The organism is Proteus genomosp. 6 (assembly GCF_040139785.1).
Lineage (GTDB): Bacteria > Pseudomonadota > Gammaproteobacteria > Enterobacterales > Enterobacteriaceae > Proteus.
In genome coordinates this window covers 41,479-59,731 of sequence record NZ_JBEEVJ010000008.1, presented here as the reverse complement: position 1 = coordinate 59,731, position 18,253 = coordinate 41,479, and the positions used below count along the sequence as shown (strand labels likewise).

The 18,253-nt window shown below is 37.9% G+C and carries 15 protein-coding genes and 1 pseudogene; 9 read left to right on the top strand and 7 right to left on the bottom strand.

Annotated features, from left to right (window positions below; genetic code table 11):
• Window positions 1–21 precede the first annotated feature (21 nt).
• The 5 genes and pseudogenes from ABN212_RS11640 to ABN212_RS11625 all read right to left on the bottom strand — a co-directional run bounded on the left by ABN212_RS11640 (window position 22) and on the right by ABN212_RS11625 (window position 3,658).
• On the bottom strand, window positions 22–969 hold the full coding sequence (locus tag ABN212_RS11640; RefSeq protein ID WP_349443255.1) for a surface lipoprotein assembly modifier: 948 nt from the start codon (window positions 967–969) through the stop codon (window positions 22–24).
• 30 nt (window positions 970–999) lie between these two features.
• Window positions 1,000–1,212: pseudogene (locus tag ABN212_RS18885) on the bottom strand (surface lipoprotein assembly modifier); the annotation flags it as partial.
• 12 nt (window positions 1,213–1,224) lie between these two features.
• Window positions 1,225–1,386 (bottom strand): hypothetical protein, encoded by a 162-nt coding sequence (locus ABN212_RS11635; RefSeq protein ID WP_349443254.1) that lies wholly within the window; start codon window positions 1,384–1,386, stop codon window positions 1,225–1,227.
• 185 nt (window positions 1,387–1,571) lie between these two features.
• Window positions 1,572–2,348, bottom strand: coding sequence for a Slam-dependent surface lipoprotein (locus ABN212_RS11630; protein WP_198630097.1), 777 nt, complete (start codon window positions 2,346–2,348; stop codon window positions 1,572–1,574).
• Window positions 2,349–2,770: 422 nt separating this feature from the next.
• On the bottom strand, window positions 2,771–3,658 hold the full coding sequence (locus tag ABN212_RS11625; RefSeq protein WP_349443253.1) for a LysR family transcriptional regulator: 888 nt from the start codon (window positions 3,656–3,658) through the stop codon (window positions 2,771–2,773).
• Window positions 3,659–3,883: 225 nt separating this feature from the next.
• On the opposite strand from ABN212_RS11625, the gene umoA reads away from it, so the two are divergent.
• Both umoA and ABN212_RS11615 read left to right on the top strand, forming a co-directional pair.
• Window positions 3,884–4,420, top strand: coding sequence for a UmoA family flagellar biogenesis regulator (gene umoA / locus ABN212_RS11620; RefSeq protein WP_349443252.1), 537 nt, complete (start codon window positions 3,884–3,886; stop codon window positions 4,418–4,420).
• A 255-nt stretch (window positions 4,421–4,675) separates the two neighbouring features.
• On the top strand, window positions 4,676–5,539 hold the full coding sequence (locus ABN212_RS11615) for an ATP-grasp fold amidoligase family protein (RefSeq protein WP_198620285.1): 864 nt from the start codon (window positions 4,676–4,678) through the stop codon (window positions 5,537–5,539).
• Between the two features lie 71 nt (window positions 5,540–5,610).
• Here ABN212_RS11615 and fdhD read toward each other — a convergent pair whose 3' ends face one another.
• Window positions 5,611–6,441, bottom strand: coding sequence for a formate dehydrogenase accessory sulfurtransferase FdhD (gene fdhD / locus ABN212_RS11610; protein WP_198620284.1), 831 nt, complete (start codon window positions 6,439–6,441; stop codon window positions 5,611–5,613).
• A 178-nt stretch (window positions 6,442–6,619) separates the two neighbouring features.
• Here fdhD and fdnG point away from each other — a divergent pair, with 178 nt between their 5' ends.
• The 7 genes from fdnG to ABN212_RS11575 all read left to right on the top strand — a co-directional run bounded on the left by fdnG (window position 6,620) and on the right by ABN212_RS11575 (window position 17,423).
• The gene (gene fdnG / locus ABN212_RS11605; RefSeq protein WP_198620283.1) at window positions 6,620–9,667 is read left to right on the top strand and encodes a formate dehydrogenase-N subunit alpha; all 3,048 of its coding nucleotides are present in this window, start codon (window positions 6,620–6,622) and stop codon (window positions 9,665–9,667) included.
• 11 nt (window positions 9,668–9,678) lie between these two features.
• Entirely contained in the window at window positions 9,679–10,617 is a 939-nt protein-coding gene (fdxH, locus tag ABN212_RS11600; protein ID WP_023583348.1) for a formate dehydrogenase subunit beta, read from the top strand.
• A complete protein-coding gene (fdoI, locus tag ABN212_RS11595) occupies window positions 10,614–11,270 on the top strand; it encodes a formate dehydrogenase cytochrome b556 subunit (RefSeq protein ID WP_109373343.1) in 657 nt (218 codons plus the stop codon). Before fdxH ends, fdoI begins: the two co-directional genes overlap by 4 nt.
• A gap of 206 nt (window positions 11,271–11,476) precedes the next feature.
• The gene (gene fdhE / locus ABN212_RS11590; RefSeq protein WP_109373342.1) at window positions 11,477–12,397 is read left to right on the top strand and encodes a formate dehydrogenase accessory protein FdhE; all 921 of its coding nucleotides are present in this window, start codon (window positions 11,477–11,479) and stop codon (window positions 12,395–12,397) included.
• A 15-nt stretch (window positions 12,398–12,412) separates the two neighbouring features.
• Window positions 12,413–13,798, top strand: a complete 1,386-nt coding sequence (selA, locus tag ABN212_RS11585; RefSeq protein ID WP_198620281.1) for an L-seryl-tRNA(Sec) selenium transferase — start codon at window positions 12,413–12,415, stop codon at window positions 13,796–13,798.
• Window positions 13,799–13,800: 2 nt separating this feature from the next.
• A complete protein-coding gene (selB, locus tag ABN212_RS11580) occupies window positions 13,801–15,663 on the top strand; it encodes a selenocysteine-specific translation elongation factor (RefSeq protein ID WP_198630094.1) in 1,863 nt (620 codons plus the stop codon).
• 110 nt (window positions 15,664–15,773) lie between these two features.
• Complete coding sequence (locus tag ABN212_RS11575) at window positions 15,774–17,423, top strand: LTA synthase family protein (RefSeq protein WP_349443251.1); 1,650 nt, start codon at window positions 15,774–15,776, stop codon at window positions 17,421–17,423.
• A gap of 119 nt (window positions 17,424–17,542) precedes the next feature.
• Here ABN212_RS11575 and ABN212_RS11570 read toward each other — a convergent pair whose 3' ends face one another.
• Window positions 17,543–17,971, bottom strand: coding sequence for a TOBE domain-containing protein (locus ABN212_RS11570; protein WP_196533626.1), 429 nt, complete (start codon window positions 17,969–17,971; stop codon window positions 17,543–17,545).
• Window positions 17,972–18,253 lie beyond the last annotated feature (282 nt).

Here is an 18,253-nt window from a genome sequence, read left to right as displayed (position 1 = left end):
TAAAGGAAGTAACTTATTTAATTAAAATTGTTTTTCTAATTTAAATAACACTTCATGTTGCTGATACTGATATAACCAATCCACATTGCTTAATCTTCGGGTATAACGTAATTCTATTGCGGGGTAAAACCCTAAAATAAAGGGTGATTTATTTTTAATATTAGTTGTAAAAACAAAGCTATTGTCTTTTCTTCTCTTTTTTAATAAAGGATTATAATTATTAAAGTGTTTAAATTGATATTGTAAAAAAAGAGATACTTGCCAATTTTCTAACAATGGATAATAAACGCCTGTTTTTATACCATACAGCTGATAATTTAATAAAGTGTTTTTTTTACGACCTGATTGATAATTTAATTGATTAACTAAATGCACTCTATTATTTAAATAATAGTTATGATTAGCACTATAACTAAGTCGCTGACTATTTAAATTATTTAACGCTATTTGATATTTCTTTATTTTATAATCAAAAGCTAAATTAATAGTTTGCTTTTTATTAATAAAATAAAAAAATTGTGTTTCATTTCCCCATGCTTGATATTCATATTGAGTTTGTGATTTTTTTATTTCGTAATAAGGTGTCATTAACCATTGATATTGAGGTTTTTGATAGCGATAACCCAGTTGTGTATATAATGCAAAAAAATTAGCGCTACGATGAGAGTGATAATCTATATATCGTACATAATTATAAGAAGAAAAAGTATGGTAAGAATAAATGATAACAGGTTGATAAAAAGAAAAATAATGAGTAAGGCCTGTTGATGCAATGGGTTTAGCACCTCTTAGTGTTATTTTTCTTTGAGTAGATTGAGAGACGATTTGCTCAGGTAAATCAGGAGCATGGTTAATATTATCATCATAAAAGAAGCTAAGTTGATAGAAACGTTGGCCTTGAAAATAAGAGGCTAACTTAACCCTATAAAACTCAATAGAGTGGATAATATCTTTAGGTAAATCAACCACATTGCTCAGTTGATTAAGTTGTACTTGTGCTTTTTTATATTCTCGCAAATGAAAATAAAGCTGAATTAACCCTGTTTGAGCTGGGATAAAATCGGCTTTTTGTTTAAGTTGCTGCTGATAATAAAATTCAGCATTTAAAAAATCGCCTCTGTTTTGTGCCAGTAACGCCTTTGCATAATTGACAAGTAAGACTTCATATTGAGGCAGCTGTTGATAATAAAGCAGTAATTTTTCTGCTTTCTGCCACTGCTGTTGTTACAAATAGTGATAAAGTTGCTGACCAATTTCCGCGACACTTCTTTTATTAAATTGCTCACGCAATAATTTATCATTATTTTCTATCGCCATACTATTCAATGATAATAAAATGAGTAGTAAAGCCAATAACCGTCTTATTAAAAGTCGATAATAATTCATGGTATATCCTTATAATAAAAACCGACCTATCCCTTAAGATTGGTTTATTTTTGATAAAAAAAAACAGATAACCCTATACCAGATTATCTGTTGCTAACATTTAGCTTAATGACCACTAATACCACTTTTAAAAGAATTAACCGATTGTATTACCAAACAAATTTATAATATTATTTTTGAAAAAATTAAGAAGCATCCGTGCTTGCTGTTGTTTCTTCACTTTCACTGCTATTTTTCGTACCACCAAAACCGATATCTTTTGTGTGATCCGAACTAAACACCACAATACCCGCTAACACTTCTGCGCTTTCACCAAAGAAAGCACCTTCAACAACCCCTGATGTTGTGCCTTCTTTCGCATCTGCAGAAAACGTTACTTGGTTATTTGCGGTATAAAGATTTCCACCTTCTAACTCAACTGTGCGTTGGCTATTCGCTAATGAACCTTCGATTTTCTTTTGTGAAAAATCAACATCAAACGTACCTGAAAGTAGGTTACTACCAGTGTATTGACTCATACCTGTTACCGTATAAGTCGCACTATCTGTCGGTAATGTGGTTGTCACATCTTTACCGACATAATAGGTTTGATGTGTCGCATCCGTTGCTGATGTTGTTTTTGCCCAGTCACCAAAATAGACATTAGCATCCGTGATTTTAGCAAAATGAAAAACGCCCATATCTCTATGAGTATTATTAGTTTGAATAGTATGAACACTATTACCATCAGCAACACCTCTCGCTAAAGAAGCAAAACCAATTTTTTTACCTCCCCCTATACCACTAATACCAACACCGGGTTCTCCAGCCACTGTTTTATGAGGACCATACTGTATTGCATCCGTCGCACCTACACTCATGGTGTTTAATGATCCGCTTTGATTAGAATGGATTTCTGCTTGTACAGCATGAGTGCCCATTAATATAAACAGTGCACCCATTAATTTATTCAGTTTCTTCATAATAATTTCCATATTATTTGTTTGAGGGTGTGGCTACTTATTATAAATAACAAGTAGCCACTTACAGAGATATTCATATTTTATCTTTACAGCTTCACTTTCGAATATAAAGCTTGCTGTTTCTGGCGTAGGTAATATTAAATAAATCGCTTTTATTGTAAATAACACATTTTAATTAAAAAGATTTTAATTAACCCTACTTATATGAGGAGAATTAAATTAATTAAATGATTTAACTTAATTTTTTATTTAAACACATAAAAAAACAACAAATATTCCATGTTTATTTTTGTGAACAAACTCGCAATTATTTATCTTTATTTCTTTTAAAACTAATTAATATTTATTAGGTATCTTAGCTTTATTATAAGTTATATATTGAAAATATAATCATAATTAAAATTAAAACCTTTTTTTATTCATTATATTTTATTTATTTCCTCAGAAATTATTTTTATAAAAATATCACGATCTTTATTCTGAATATTATTATTCCAAATAACACCTATTTTCCATTGTGTATACAAACCCGATAGCGGCAATAAAGTGACTTTTTGCTTGTCACAAATAAGTTCTGCATTTTTAGGCACCAATGCCATTCCTAATCCAGCAGCAACTAACGCTAACTGCGTTTGAATATCTTGCGATTGCTGTAATACACGGGGTTTGATTTGATGATGCTGCAAAAAATCATCGATTTGTTGATGCAGTTTTTTTCCTTTTTCAGGCACCAACTGAATAAGCCCAAGCGTATTAAAGTAGTGTAATGGATCATCATCAACCTCTAACACCCGAATAGTTTGCGTGGGGATTGCTAACATCAATCGCTCTTGTACTAATGAAATACCTTTTAATGGCGCTGTAACGGGTAAGCGTGAAAATGCAAGATCAAGCTCACCTAAAAGCAACTTATCTTCCATTTTGTTAGAAGGCATATCATCAATATGGACGGTAATATCAGGGTGAGCGTGATTAAATTTTGCCAATACTGGTGTAATAAAATTTAATGAGGATAAACCCAATCCTGCATAAAGTTCTGCTTTTTGGGGTTCACTTAATTGACGAGCCTGTTTTTCTAGAACTCGAGCTTCTCTCAAAACTGATTGAGATTGATTCAGTAAATACTGACCTTCAGGCGTTAATTTTGCACCATGACGTCCACGTTGAAAAAGAGTGATACCTAATTGAGATTCCAGCATTTTTATTTGTTTAGTGAGTGCCGGCTGGCTAATACAAAGCTTTAATGAGGCTTCACCAAAATGTTCTGTTTCCGCTAAAACAACAAATGCGTTCAATAAACGTGTATCCATGATTAATCATTAATCCTACATTATTTTCCTTTATTATTATTCTAACATAAAATAAATAAATAAAATTAATAACCAAAAAATGCATTGATAAGCACTTATTCTTTACTTTTGATAACCTTTTGGAATGAAATAAGATAACAGCTAGAAATAACAGGGTTATACATCTCTGTTTCACGGAACAAATACCTTATTTTTTGGCATCATAATGGCAATCAAGGAGTATTTATGTCTGCTAAGTCCCTATTTATAATTCTTTCATTATTAGGATTATCGTTCTCTTGTTATTCAGGAGATGGACTGGTGGATAGAACATGGGGATCTTCTAGGCTTGATACGCAAAGTTATCGACAAGCATTAAGACAACCGACCGCAACCTCTCGATATACTCTTTTTAATATCACGCCAGATATGCCTGTTCCAGGTGGTGCAAGCCATTCTGATCCTCAAGGTATCCGTTATATTGCAATGAAATATGGCCCTTATGGTCAGCCTGAACACTATAAAACCTACCAAATTATGTTTTCTCACTATTCAAATAGTAGTACAAAAAAAGTTCGCTATTTAGGTGAGTTATATACTGTTGTCGGTGATATCTATTTAATTGATCCTTTTGCAACAACCAATGAATGGCAACGTGGTCGTAGCCAAATCGTTGAAGAGTACTATGAGATATTAGATGCTCACGGAAATAGAATCGGCAAAGGATTACGCTTTAATAATTGGGATAAACCAATTCATATAACTAAATGGTCATCAAATTAATATATTCTTAATCAATATTCCTTTTTATTAACTCTCTCTTAATGTCGTCATTTTTCCTTTTATTAAAATAAGTATTTTGAATATTAACCCACGTTAATACTTTCTATTTTTATATAAATAAAAAATATAAGCATATCAATAACTGACATTATTCTCTTAATTTCTATTTAATTTAATTATTTCTTTAGATAGAAGTTTAACTCACAGAAAAATTAGTTTTTATTTCACTTATCTATTTAAAATAATCATTAGCTTATGAAAATCATAGAATACTACTTCAAACAGTTTCGAACTATCGCATTACCTGATCGAGTGTATTTAAAGAATAAGTTTATTCGTAACTTAGGCTATCAACCAAACTTTAAAAAACCAACGTCACTTAATGAAAAAATCAATGCACGTATGTTATTCGATAGAAACCCAATTTATACGCGCTTAGCAGATAAAATCAAAGTCAGAGATTATGTAATAGAAAAGATTGGCCCACACTATCTGGTTCCTATCATTAACACCTATTCTCATCCTGATGAAATCGATATCACTCAACTTCCTTCACGTTTTGTACTCAAATGTAATCATGATAGTGGTAGTACAATTATCTGCCTTGATAAAGCAACGTTTGATTTTGAAAAAGCAAAGAAAAAGCTTCAATTTCATTTAAAACGTAATCTCTATCCCGTCACGCGTGAATGGCATTATAAAAATATCAAAGCTCAAATCATCTGTGAAGAATATATTGATTTATTTGACACACAAAATCCAATGATACCAACGACTTGTCGTCTTCACTGTTTTAATGGTCAGCCTCATTATGCTGAAATTGATCTTTCTGATACCAAAGGGAATGAGTATATAAATGTATATGATACAAATTGGCAGTTACAACCCATCACATTAGAAGATCCCAACACACCAGAACTTGTTGAAAAACCAATTCAATTTAAAAATATGTTGCAATTAGCCGCTAAAATGGCAAATGACTTTAATTATTGTCGAGTTGATTTTTTAATGTCTGAGAATAGGCTTATCTTTAGTGAAATGACCTTTACCCCAAATGCAGGACGTATCCCCATCAAACCTAAAGAGTGGGATTACAAGTTAGGGGCATTGTGGCCATAAAAAAGAAAAATTAAACAGGTGCCAATCGTTACATAAAAAGATTACACCTGTTTTTAAATTTTTCATTTTATTTAGTCAGTCAGTCGTTGTGGATGAGTAAAGACCGTAGCTCTTCCGCGACGGCAAAACCCCACCAGCGTAACATTATATTTATTAGCAACGTCAACCGCCAAAGAGGTCGCAGCAGAAACAGCAAATAAAATTTCTGCACCACACATAGCCGCTTTTTGTACCATTTCATAGCTTGCTCGGCTTGAGACCAATACCGCGCCTTCATGCCACTTTTCTTGTGCTTTCATACCTAAAAGCTTATCAAGTGCGACATGACGCCCGACATCTTCACATCCTCCTTGCATTTCACCTTCTGGCGACAACCAAACAGCAGCATGTGTACAACCCGTTAGCTCACCGATTTCTTGAACGGTTGTCATCTGCTCTAAGGCTTTATCAAGATTTGAAAGTGAGAACGTTTGTGTAAAAGGTAACGGTGCGATAGGTCGGAAAATCTCTTCTAGCTGTTCAGTTCCACAAATACCACAGCCAGTACGTCCTGTCATATTGCGGCGTCGCTCTTTTAATCCCATAAAGCGTCGGCTTGATAATTCAACTTGAACTTCAATGCCTCCGTTACAACTTTCCACAATTTCAATACTGCGAATTTCATTAGAAGACTCTATAATGCCCTCGGATAAAGAAAATCCGACAGCGAACAACTCTAAATTTTTAGGGCTTGCCATCATAACAACGTGAGAGATTCCGTTGTACACTAATGCAACAGGAACTTCGAGTGCAATATAATCGTCTTCTTGTATGCTAAGCGATCCTTTGTGTTGCACAATTGTTTGATCTACGCCAATGATCACACGTTTAGTTAACAATTTTGTCGATTTTGTTTCATCCATAAGATGAATTCCTAAATTTATTAATACATAATAACAATACGGGTAAAACGATTTTACACTACCTATCAGGCAATGAACCTGATCCTATTAAGGATAATAGGAATAAAAAAACAATCAGCTCCATTTTCGTGAAGAAAATCAGAGTCAGTAAAAGCAATGTATGATGAGGAGAGACCCCATGCAGGTCAGCAGAAGACAGTTCTTTAAGATCTGTGCTGGCGGTATGGCAGGTACTACAGCGGCGGCGCTCGGTTTTGCACCAGCAGTTGCGCTAGCAGGCTCACGTCAGTATAAATTACTGAGAGCCCGCGAAACCCGCAATACCTGTACGTACTGTTCTGTCGGTTGTGGACTATTAATGTATAGTCTGGGCGATGGCGCGAAAAACGCAAAAGAAACAATATTCCATATTGAAGGTGACTCAGACCATCCAGTAAACCGCGGTGCATTATGCCCTAAAGGTGCTGGTCTTGTGGATTTCATCCACAGTGAAGGTCGTTTAAAACACCCTGAATACCGTGCACCCGGCTCGGATAAATGGGTAAAACTCTCATGGGAAGAAACGTTTGATCGTATTGCGCGCTTAATCAAAAAAGACCGCGATGCCAACTTCCAGAAATTCAATAAAGAAGGTGTTGAAGTCAACCGTTGGTTAACAACGGGTATGCTTTGCGCCTCTGCAGCAAGCAATGAAACTGGGTTTTTAACTCAGAAATTCTCAAGAGCTCTTGGGATGCTGGCTGTCGATAACCAAGCGCGTGTCTGACACGGACCAACGGTAGCAAGTCTTGCTCCAACATTTGGTCGCGGTGCGATGACCAACCACTGGGTTGATATGAAAAATGCCAACCTTATCGTCGTTATGGGCGGTAATGCGGCAGAAGCACACCCTGTGGGATTCCGCTGGGCTATGGAAGCTAAAATCCATAATAACGCCAAGCTAATTGTTATTGATCCTCGCTTCACCCGTACTGCGGCTGTTGCGGATTTCTATACGCCTATTCGTTCTGGTACTGATATTACGTTCTTATCGGGCGTTATCTTATACCTGCTCGAAAATAAGAAATATCAAAAAGAATACGTTGAGGCCTATACCAACGCCAGCTTGATTGTCCGTGAAGACTATCATTTTGACGATGGTCTATTCAGTGGCTATGACGCTGAAAAACGTAAATACGACAAAACCACTTGGAACTACGAGATGGATGAAAATGGTTTCGCAAAACGCGACACCACATTACAACATCCTCGTTGTGTCTGGAATCTGTTAAAACAACACGTTAGTCGCTACACGCCTGATGTAGTTACTCAGATTTGTGGTACACCAAAAGATGATTTCTTAAAAGTCTGTGAATATATTGCTGAAACAGCAGCGAAAGATAAAACAGCATCTTTCCTGTATGCATTAGGCTGGACTCAACATACCGTTGGTGCTCAAAACATTCGTACCATGGCAATGATCCAATTACTGTTAGGTAATATGGGTATGGCTGGTGGCGGTGTTAACGCACTACGTGGTCACTCCAATATTCAAGGCTTAACTGACCTCGGCCTATTATCTCAAAGCTTACCAGGCTATATGACGCTGCCTTCTGAAAAGCAGACTTCATTAGAAACCTACTTAGCTGCAAATACGCCAAAAGCGACAGTACCGGGACAAGTTAACTACTGGGGCAATTATCCTAAATTCTTCGTCAGCATGATGAAGACATTCTATGGCGATAATGCTCAACGTGATAATGATTGGGGCTTCTCACTATTACCTAAGTGGGATAAACCTTACGATGTTCTGCAATATTTCGAGATGATGGATAAAGGTGAAGTTAATGGCTATATCTGCCAAGGCTTTAACCCTGTTGCCTCATTCCCGAATAAGAACAAAGTTATTCGTTCATTATCAAAACTGAAATTCCTTATCACTATGGATCCGCTAAACACTGAAACAGCGTGTTTTTGGCAGAATCACGGTGAAGAGAACGACGTTAAAACAGAAGATATTCAGACCGAAGTCTTCCGTCTACCAACAACCTGTTTCGCAGAAGAAGACGGTTCTATCGTTAACTCTGGTCGCTGGTTACAGTGGCACTGGAAAGGCGGTGATGCACCAGGTGTTGCTATCCCTGATGCTGAGATTTTATCTGGTATTTTCCATCGTTTACGCCAACTCTATAAAGAGGAAGGCGGTGCGATGCCAGAACAGGTGTTGAATATGACTTGGGATTACTTTGATCCTGATAATCCAACATCCGCAGAAGTTGCACAAGAAAGTAATGGTAGAGCATTAGTCGATTTAAAAGACGCTGATGGCAATATCATTCTGAAAAAAGGTCAACTGCTTAGCTCGTTTGCTCAGTTACGTGATGATGGTACAACAGCAAGTGGCTGTTGGATCTTCGCAGGTAGCTGGACAGAGAAAGGTAACCAAATGGCTAACCGTGATAACTCAGATCCATCAGGGTTGGGTAACACATTAGGTTGGGCATGGGCATGGCCTCTTAACCGTCGCATTATTTATAACCGCGCATCGGCAGACCCACAAGGTCAACCTTGGGATCCTAAACGTAAATTAATCGAATGGGATGGCAGCAAATGGACAGGTATTGATGTACCTGACTATAGTAACGCTGCACCGGGTTCTGATGTAGGGCCATTTATTATGCAGCCGGAAGGTATGGGACGTCTGTTTGCTATCGATAAGATGGCAGAAGGTCCATTCCCTGAACACTATGAGCCAATTGAAACACCATTGGGTACTAACCCACTGCACCCGAATGTGGTTTCAAACCCAGCTGCGCGTATCTTTAAAGATGACTGGGAAGATATGGGTAAAGCAGAAGATTTCCCATATGTCGGTACAACTTATCGTCTGACCGAGCATTTCCACTTCTGGACTAAGCACGCGCGCTTAAATGCGATTATTCAGCCACAACAATTTATTGAAATTGGTGAGCGTTTAGCCGCAGAAAAAGGCATTGTTCAAGGCGATACCGTTAAAGTCAGCTCAAAACGTGGTTATATCAAAGCGAAAGCGGTAGTCACTAAACGTATTAGAACCCTTGATGTTGATGGGCGCAAAGTGGATACCATTGGTATTCCTATTCACTGGGGCTTTGAAGGTGTTGCAGTGAAAGGCTTTATTGCGAATACGTTAACGCCATTCGTGGGTGATGCGAATACACAAACGCCTGAGTTTAAAGCGTTCCTTGTTAATGTGGAAAAGGTGTAAGGAGATAAATTATGTCACTGCAATCCCAAGACATTATTCGTCGCTCTGCCACCAATTCCCTTACTCCCGCGCCACAGGTGCGGGATTACAAGGAAGAAGTGGCAAAACTTATCGACGTAACAACCTGTATTGGCTGTAAAGCCTGTCAGGTTGCTTGTTCTGAATGGAACGATATTCGCGATAAAATTGGCACTAACGTTGGTGTTTACGATAACCCAACTGACCTAACGGCGAAATCATGGACAGTGATGCGCTTCTCTGAAGTTGAAGAGAACGGCAAACTGGAATGGTTGATTCGTAAAGACGGTTGTATGCACTGTGCTGATCCGGGCTGTTTAAAAGCATGCCCAGCAGAAGGTGCTATCATTCAATACGCTAATGGTATTGTTGATTTCCAATCAGAACACTGCATTGGTTGTGGTTATTGTATCGCTGGTTGTCCTTTCAATGTGCCTCGCATTAATGAAGAAGATAACCGTGCTTACAAATGTACGTTATGTGTTGACCGTGTAGAAGTCGGTCAAGAGCCTGCATGTGTGAAAACTTGCCCAACAGGCGCGATTCATTTTGGTTCGAAAGAAGCCATGATCAATCTTGCAGGTGAGCGAGTTGCAGAACTGCAAACTCGTGGTTACGACAACGCGGGTCTTTACGATCCACAAGGCGTGGGTGGTACGCACGTCATGTATGTTCTCCATCATGCTGACAAACCAAATCTGTATCATGGTTTACCAGAAAACCCAGAAATTAGCTCAACCGTTAAATTCTGGAAAGGTATCTGGAAACCATTAGCCGCTGTTGGTTTTGCCGCAACCTTCGCGGGTGCTATTTTCCATTATTTAGGTGTCGGTCCAAACCGCACAACTGAAGAAGATGAAGAAGAAGCGCTCAAAGAGATGGAAGCATCTTCTAAAACACAGACCTCTGTGAATAAGGAGGAGCAGAAATGATGAAGAAGAAAGGTGATAAAATTCTTCGCCATACCGCATCAGAGCGTATAAACCACTGGGTCGTTGTGATTGTCTTTCTGTTCACAGCAATCAGCGGATTGGGTTTCTTCTTCCCATCTCTGAACTGGTTCATGAATATTTTAGGTACACCAGAACTGTCGCGTCTGTTACACCCATTTGTGGGTAGTGCAATGGCCATTCTCTTTCTCTTTATGTTCTTCAGATACTTGAAGTATAACTTTATTGATAAAGATGACTTAGTCTGGGCTAAAAATATTCATAAAGTACTGCAAAATGAAGAAGCTGGCGATATTGGTCACTACAACCTTGGTCAGAAAGGTATTTACTGGATGTTAAGTATCAGCCTTATCTTACTGACTGTCAGTGGCATTATCATTTGGCGCCCTTATTTTGCAGAATATTTCTCGATCCCAGTGATTCGAATCGCCTTATTAGTTCACTCATTATCAGCAATCTTACTGATAATCACCGTATTTGTTCATGCTTATGCGGCGTTCTGGGTGAAAGGTTCAATTCGTAGCATGATTGAAGGCTGGGTAACTCGTGGTTGGGCTAAAAAGCATCACCCTCGTTGGTATCGTGAAATTCTCGAAGAAGAGAAAAAAGAAGCCGAAAAGCAGTCACAGAAATAATGCCCTAAAGTGTATTTCTGAACAAACGGAGGCTTGTTAGCCTCCGTTTTTTATTCAATTTACGCCCGTTTTTAAGACGTAAAAAACAATAAAATCACGCTATTATTACCCACTGTCATGGCTTCGTGTTTGCATTTGATTTATTCTGAAGCCAAACCCTGTGGGTATTCACTATAAAATTTATGATAATAGGAAGATAGAACGTTATGAGTATTCGCATCGTTCCTAAAGAGCAATTAGGTAAAGAGCAATCAGAAAAAGGAATTAGTTTTATTCCACCCGTATTATTCCCTAATCTGAAAAACCTTTATCAACGTCGTGCTGAACGTTTTCAAACACTAGCAAAAGATAATCCTTTCGCAGATTACCTTGAATTTGCGGCAGAAATTGTCAAGGCTCAAGAAAAAGCACTTCATGACAATCCATTAGTCGTCGATCTTGCCCCACTCCTTACACAGCAAGTCGGTGTAGCGCCTTTAGATAGAAAAACATTCAAACGCAGTAAACATTGGCATGCTTTATTAGCCTCGATTATTGCTGAATTACGTCCAGTTGTGCCTGAAAGTGCTACTATCACGTTAGAAAATCTCTCTAAAGCTTCTGAAACTGAATTAGAAGAAATGGCAACTGCGTTACTCAATGATGAATATTCAAAAGTCTCAGCAGATAAGTCTGTCTTTATTTGGGCAGCCTTGTCTCTTTACTGGGCTCAATTAGCGGCGAATATTCCCGGTAAGGCTAAAACAGAATACGGTGAAAATCGTCAATTCTGCCCAGTTTGTAACAGTATGCCTGTGGCAAGCATGGTACAAATCGGCACAACACAAGGTTTACGCTATTTACACTGTAATTTATGTGAAACGCAGTGGCATGTTGTACGCATTAAATGCACCAACTGCGAATTAACAGGTAAATTAAATTACTGGTCTTTAGACAGCGAAAATGCGCCTGTAAAAGCAGAAAGCTGTGGTGATTGTGGAAGCTATCTGAAAATTTTATATCAAGAAAAAGATGCCAATGTGGATGCTATCGCTGACGATTTAGCGTCTATTGTTCTTGATGCAAAAATGGAAGAAGAAGGCTTTGCTCGTAGTAGCATTAATCCATTCCTGTTCCCAAATGAATAATAATTAGGTATTAGCATGACAAATGATATGCGCTCACTTTACAGCCAACTACCGTCTATTGATAAGTTACTGCACCAAGCCGACATTCAAGCCCTAGTGGCTTCTTATGGTCAGACATTTATTGCAGAGCATTTACGAAAGTTACAAGAAGAAGCGCGTATCATTATTCGTCAAGAAAATGAGTTACCACAATGGCATAACCATTGGGTGGATGAATTAAAAAATCGCATTACATTACAACGAAAATCCTCGATTAAACCTGTTTTCAATTTAACAGGTACCGTTTTACACACTAATCTAGGGCGTGCATTAATGGCAGAATCCGCCATTGAAGCAGTTAGCCAAGTTATGCGCTCACCAGCAACCTTAGAGTATTCTCTTGATGGCGCATCAAGAGGACACCGTGATCGTGCTATCGCTGATTTGTTATGTGAGTTAACGGGGGCAGAAGATGCCTGTATCGTTAATAACAACGCTGCTGCCGTTTTACTGATGCTCGCAACTGTTGCACCCAATAAAGAGGTTGTTGTTTCTCGTGGTGAATTAGTTGAGATTGGCGGTGCTTTTCGTATCCCTGATGTGATGACACAAGCAGGCTGTACACTCAAAGAAGTGGGAACAACAAACCGTACTCACCTTAAAGATTATCGTAACGCCATTAATGAGAATACTGGTTTGCTAATGAAAGTTCATACTAGCAACTATTGTATTCAAGGCTTTACCGCCGAAGTGCATGGCGATGAACTTGCCGCACTTGGTAAAGAAATGAACTTACCGACTGCTATCGATTTAGGCAGTGGCTCAATGACTAATTTAGCCGCATTAGGCTTACCTTCAGAGCCAATGCCTCAAGATTATCTACAACAAGGTATCGACCTTGTTACCTTCTCGGGTGATAAATTATTAGGTGGCCCACAAGCGGGGATAATCTTAGGTAAAAAAGTATGGATTGAGGCTATTCAACGCCATCCTTTAAAGCGTGCATTACGCGTTGATAAAATGACATTAGCTGCTTTAGGCGCCACATTACGCCTTTATCAGCAACCTGAAAAAATGGCTGTTGAAATTCCAACATTACGTTTGTTAACTCGGACACAAACAGAAATTAATGACATGGCGCAACGGTTATTGCCTCATTTTCAGGCATATTATGGGGATAATTACCATATCACGATATCCTCATGTGCTTCTCAAATAGGCAGTGGTTCGTTACCTATTGAAAGCTTACCGAGTGCAGCACTTACCTTTGAAGCCAAAAATGGAAAAGGTAGCCAGTTAGATGCGTTAGCCGCGCATTGGCGTAATTTAGAAAAGCCGATTATTGGTCGAATTACTGATGGTCGCCTGTGGCTTGATCTGCGCTGTCTTGAGGATGAGAATGCATTAATACAGGCACTTTAACTATGATTTTTGCGACGGCAGGTCACGTAGACCACGGAAAAACCACACTTATACAGGCAATTACTGGGGTAGATACTACCCATTTACCTGAAGAGAAAAAACGAGGCATGACCATTGATTTAGGTTATGCCTATTGGCGTCAAGACGATGGAACTTCAATTGGTTTTGTGGATGTTCCCGGTCATGAGAAATTCCTTTCAAATATGCTTGCTGGCGTTGGAGGGATCTCTCATGCGCTATTAATTGTGGCTTGTGACGATGGCGTTATGGCACAAACCATCGAACATATTTCTATTTTACGTCTTGCTGGCTGTCCTCAAGTTACCGTTATTCTCACCAAAGCAGATCGTGTTACCCCAGAACGAATAGAAGAAGTTCGCTCACAAACAACCGAGATGTTAGCTAATTTAGGTTGGTACGATCCTCAAATTTTTACCACCTCAGCCCCATCAGGGGAGGGAATTTCAGAGCTTCGCCACTATCTTGTTGATCTGCATCAGCAAGAACAACAACACCCTCAATGGCATAAGCGTTTTCGTTTAGCAATAGACCGTGTTTTTAGCATTAAAGGCGCGGGATTAGTTGTCACAGGAACTGCGCTTGCAGGACAAATTTCTGTTGGCGATACCTTTTGGCTAACGGGTGCAGATAAACCAGTAAGAATAAGAGCCTTACATGCACAAAATCAGCCCGTAGAACGTGCGGGTGCAGGTCATCGTATTGCAATAAACATCACAGGTGATGTCAGTAAAGAAAACGTCTCTCGTGGTGACTGGTTGCTTTCTCAAGCGCCTAATTATCAATCTTATAAAATATTAGTCAGTTTAATTGCGGATGAACCTTTAAAGCATTGGCAGCCTGTACATATTCACCACGGTACACGTCATATTACGGGTCGTGTTGCTCTTTTAAATGATGCTAATGAAACACCACAGTTAGCGGAGCTTATTCTAGATGAACCCCTTTGGCTGGTGGATAACGACAGACTTATCTTGCGTGATATCAGTGCTCAACGCACCTTAGCCGCAGCGAAAGTCTTATCTTTACACTCGCCACGTAGAGGCAAACGACAAGCTGAATTCTTAACTTGGTTACACCAACTTGATAATGCAGACAGCGTCAGTGCCAATTTAGCGTTATGTTTACCAAAAGGTGAACTCTCTCTAAGTCAGTTTTCTTGGGCTCAACAATTAACTGAAAGTGCGCTGACTCAGTTATTAGAAACCTTTGACCTAGTGAGCGTTGCTGGCGTTATTCTTTCCAAAGAGAATGCTGATAACGCAAAACAGAAATTACTCGATACACTTGAGGAATATCATCAACAACATAATGATCAAATGGGTGTGGGTCGTTCTCGTTTAAAACGGATGGCACTACCTACTTACCATGATGAATTGGTCTATTACTTAATTGATCAGTTACGTAAAGAAGGTGCTATTAGCCAAAGTCGGGGTTGGCTTCATCTTCCAACTCATGGTCTTGCTTTTTCTCCAGAACAAGATGCACTATGGCAAAATGCTAAAGTCTATTTTGAGCAATCTGAACCTTGGTGGGTACGTGATCTAGCAAATGAAATGAAAAGTGATGAGAAAGTGATCCGCTCATTATTACGTAAAGCAGCACAATTAGGTTTAATTATTCCAATTATTGCTGACCGCTACTATACACACCAATCAATAGAAAAATTTGCCTCTATCATTGTGAAATATAATGAAAGTAATGGCAGTGTCACCGCCGCGGACTTCCGTGATGAGTTATCTGTTGGGCGTAAATTAGCAGTACAAATCTTAGAGTATTTTGACCGCACTGGATTTACTCGCCGCAAAAAAGATCTTCATATTTTACGAGACAAAGGATTATTCTAAATCCAAATGTTAACTTAGGCTAAGTAAAATTATTTAGCCTATTTAAGGTTATCGCCTACAATATTTGTAAAATATCCCCTTGATTATTTATCGCTATACTCGGAAGAGATATGAAAAAAATATTAGGATGTGCTTATCTTGCACTTATTCTTATTGCCTCACTCTTTATTGTTTTTGAGAAAGCAACGTTTGTTTATACTGCACTTCTTTCCGTAGGTGCTTATTTTATTCTTTTTTCTCTTTGTTTTCTTTTATCAGCTCGTGTCTTATTTTCGGTTATTACCACCGGCACACTTTTCCTGATAACTAAGTTTATTAATCAACTCAAAGTTCATTATTACAAAGAAACATTAATGTTCTCTGATTTTGATTTGGCTTTTGATAGCTCTAATTTAGGGACATTAGGCCATTATTGGGAAGCCGGCATTGCATTGGTTGCGATGCTAATATGGCTGATTATCAATATGTCTATTGCGTGGCATTTTTCCAAAAAATCACGCCCAGTCTTGCGTATAAGTAGCTTACTCTTAATGGTTATTGGGTTTACTACTATCCATTTCACCGTAGAAAAATGGCAAGCTGAATGGGAAGGCACACTTCCAGGAGGACGAGGTACTGTCACTAATTTAATCATGTCTGGTTACCAAACGGCTTATCACCCTCCTTATTTCAAGGAAAATGCAGATTATTTCCTTGAACAAGCGAATAAAACCTTATTGCCAGAAACGCAAACTGACATAAAACCTGATATTGTCGTTTTATTACAAGAGTCGACGGTTAATCCTCATATTTATCAATTTGATACAGATGTTGCACTGCCTGATTTATTTATGTTTCAAAAAGATGAAAATGTCAGTGCACAAAGCCCTTTACGTGTACAAACCTTTGGTGGTGGTACTTGGCTTTCTGAATTTTCAGTATTAACAGGGTTAAATACGGATGACTTTGGTGCGCGTAAAAACTCTGTATTCTATTTTGTTGTCGATAATCTTAATGAGAGTTTATTCCGCCAACTCAAAGCAGAAGGTTATTACACGGTTTTACTCACTCCGTTTAATCGTAGTGCTTACCATGCAGGTTACGCTTATGAAAAAATGGGAATTGATGAAATCATTCAACCTCAAGAGCTTGGCTACCCTGGAATATTAGAAGAAAATCTCTGGAAAATATCGACGGTAGATATGCTAGGTTACGTTGAAGAGGTATTGAAAAAACGTACTGACAAGCCACTGTTTATATTCTCATTAACCATGTATGAACATGGTCCTTATGATGAATCACACAGAGATATGTACCAAATTACAGGTCATACAGAAAGCAGTAATGCACCGGGTAAATTTAGCCACTATATGGAAAAGATCATCACCAGTGATCCAGCAATTAAAGATTTCTCTAATTTTGTTACACAAAGAGAAAAACCGACGATGTTCCTCTATTTTGGTGATCACCAACCCAATATTGAGCTAAAAAATTATCAATCACCTTTTAATAACCCTGCGTATATTACTCAGTTCACCTTAAGAGATAATCTATCGCAAGGTGCGCCAATAACAACGGGTGAGTTAACTGATATTAGCTTCTTAGGTGGCATGATCTTAGAGCGTGCTCGTTTGCCATTATCCCCTTTCTACAAAGCAAACATTCAAATGCGCCATTTATGTGAAGGCAAATTAAATGACTGTGAAGACGAGAAATTAGTTAACAGTTATAAAAATTATATCTACGACAAACTAAAAGTCGCTGGTGATACTGATAAATAATTTTAGTAACCTTGCATAAAAGGTGATCGGGATTATAAATCTAAAAAGATAAGTAATATCAAAAAGAAAGAGGCTAAATATTTAGCCTCTTTTTATATTTTAAGAGAATAGCGTCTCGATTATTTGCGTGTTGCTACAATCACACTGGATGCTTTCACTAACGCTAAAACATCACTGCCTTTTGCCAATTTCATCTCTTGTAAGCTTTCATTGGTGATAACCGCAGTCAGTTCTAAACCTTTCGCCGTTTCTAAATGAACAGTTGAGTTCACTGCACCCTGTACGATTTGAGTCACTTTTCCTGCAAATTGGTTACGTGCAGAGAAATTTAAACCGCAATCAGGCAGTGCTAATACAACCCACGGCGCTTTAATAATCGCAATAGCTTCGCCATCTTTTTTAATATTTAAGCTTTCACAACTTTCTTTGGTGATGATTGTAGCCAGTTTCTCACCGTGTGCTAAAGATAAAATCACTTCACTATTGACGGCACCATCAATAATATCAACAACTTTACCGACTAACTGATTGCGTGCTGAAACTTTCATTTATCCACCTCTATTGTTGATGAAAAATTATATTAATAACATTATCAAGTTATTGGGATAACTTTAGCATAAATATCATTAAATAAATTATTCTTAGATCATAGATTAAAGTTTATTTATTATTTAAATAACATAACGTTATAAACAAATAGAGATAGCGAATTACAATTAACTTATTAAAGTCGAATAAGTATAAATAATTTAGAAATTTATTTTTTTAGCACTATCGATATAAAAAATAGATAACTTAATACCTCTCTGTATTAAAAGGAATTTAAGCTA

Bases quoted from the DNA above. Each gene is read 5' to 3' on its own strand.
- ABN212_RS11635 (WP_349443254.1), bottom strand. From the start codon at position 1,386: ATGAATTATTATCGACTTTTAATAAGACGGTTATTGGCTTTACTACTC.
- ABN212_RS11630 (WP_198630097.1), bottom strand. From the start codon at position 2,348: ATGAAGAAACTGAATAAATTAATGGGTGCACTGTTTATATTAATGGGC.
- ABN212_RS11625 (WP_349443253.1), bottom strand. From the start codon at position 3,658: ATGGATACACGTTTATTGAACGCATTTGTTGTTTTAGCGGAAACAGAA.
- umoA (WP_349443252.1), top strand. From the start codon at position 3,884: ATGTCTGCTAAGTCCCTATTTATAATTCTTTCATTATTAGGATTATCG.
- ABN212_RS11615 (WP_198620285.1), top strand. From the start codon at position 4,676: ATGAAAATCATAGAATACTACTTCAAACAGTTTCGAACTATCGCATTA.
- fdhD (WP_198620284.1), bottom strand. From the start codon at position 6,441: ATGGATGAAACAAAATCGACAAAATTGTTAACTAAACGTGTGATCATT.
- fdxH (WP_023583348.1), top strand. From the start codon at position 9,679: ATGTCACTGCAATCCCAAGACATTATTCGTCGCTCTGCCACCAATTCC.
- fdoI (WP_109373343.1), top strand. From the start codon at position 10,614: ATGATGAAGAAGAAAGGTGATAAAATTCTTCGCCATACCGCATCAGAG.
- fdhE (WP_109373342.1), top strand. From the start codon at position 11,477: ATGAGTATTCGCATCGTTCCTAAAGAGCAATTAGGTAAAGAGCAATCA.
- selA (WP_198620281.1), top strand. From the start codon at position 12,413: ATGACAAATGATATGCGCTCACTTTACAGCCAACTACCGTCTATTGAT.
- selB (WP_198630094.1), top strand. From the start codon at position 13,801: ATGATTTTTGCGACGGCAGGTCACGTAGACCACGGAAAAACCACACTT.
- ABN212_RS11575 (WP_349443251.1), top strand. From the start codon at position 15,774: ATGAAAAAAATATTAGGATGTGCTTATCTTGCACTTATTCTTATTGCC.
- ABN212_RS11570 (WP_196533626.1), bottom strand. From the start codon at position 17,971: ATGAAAGTTTCAGCACGCAATCAGTTAGTCGGTAAAGTTGTTGATATT.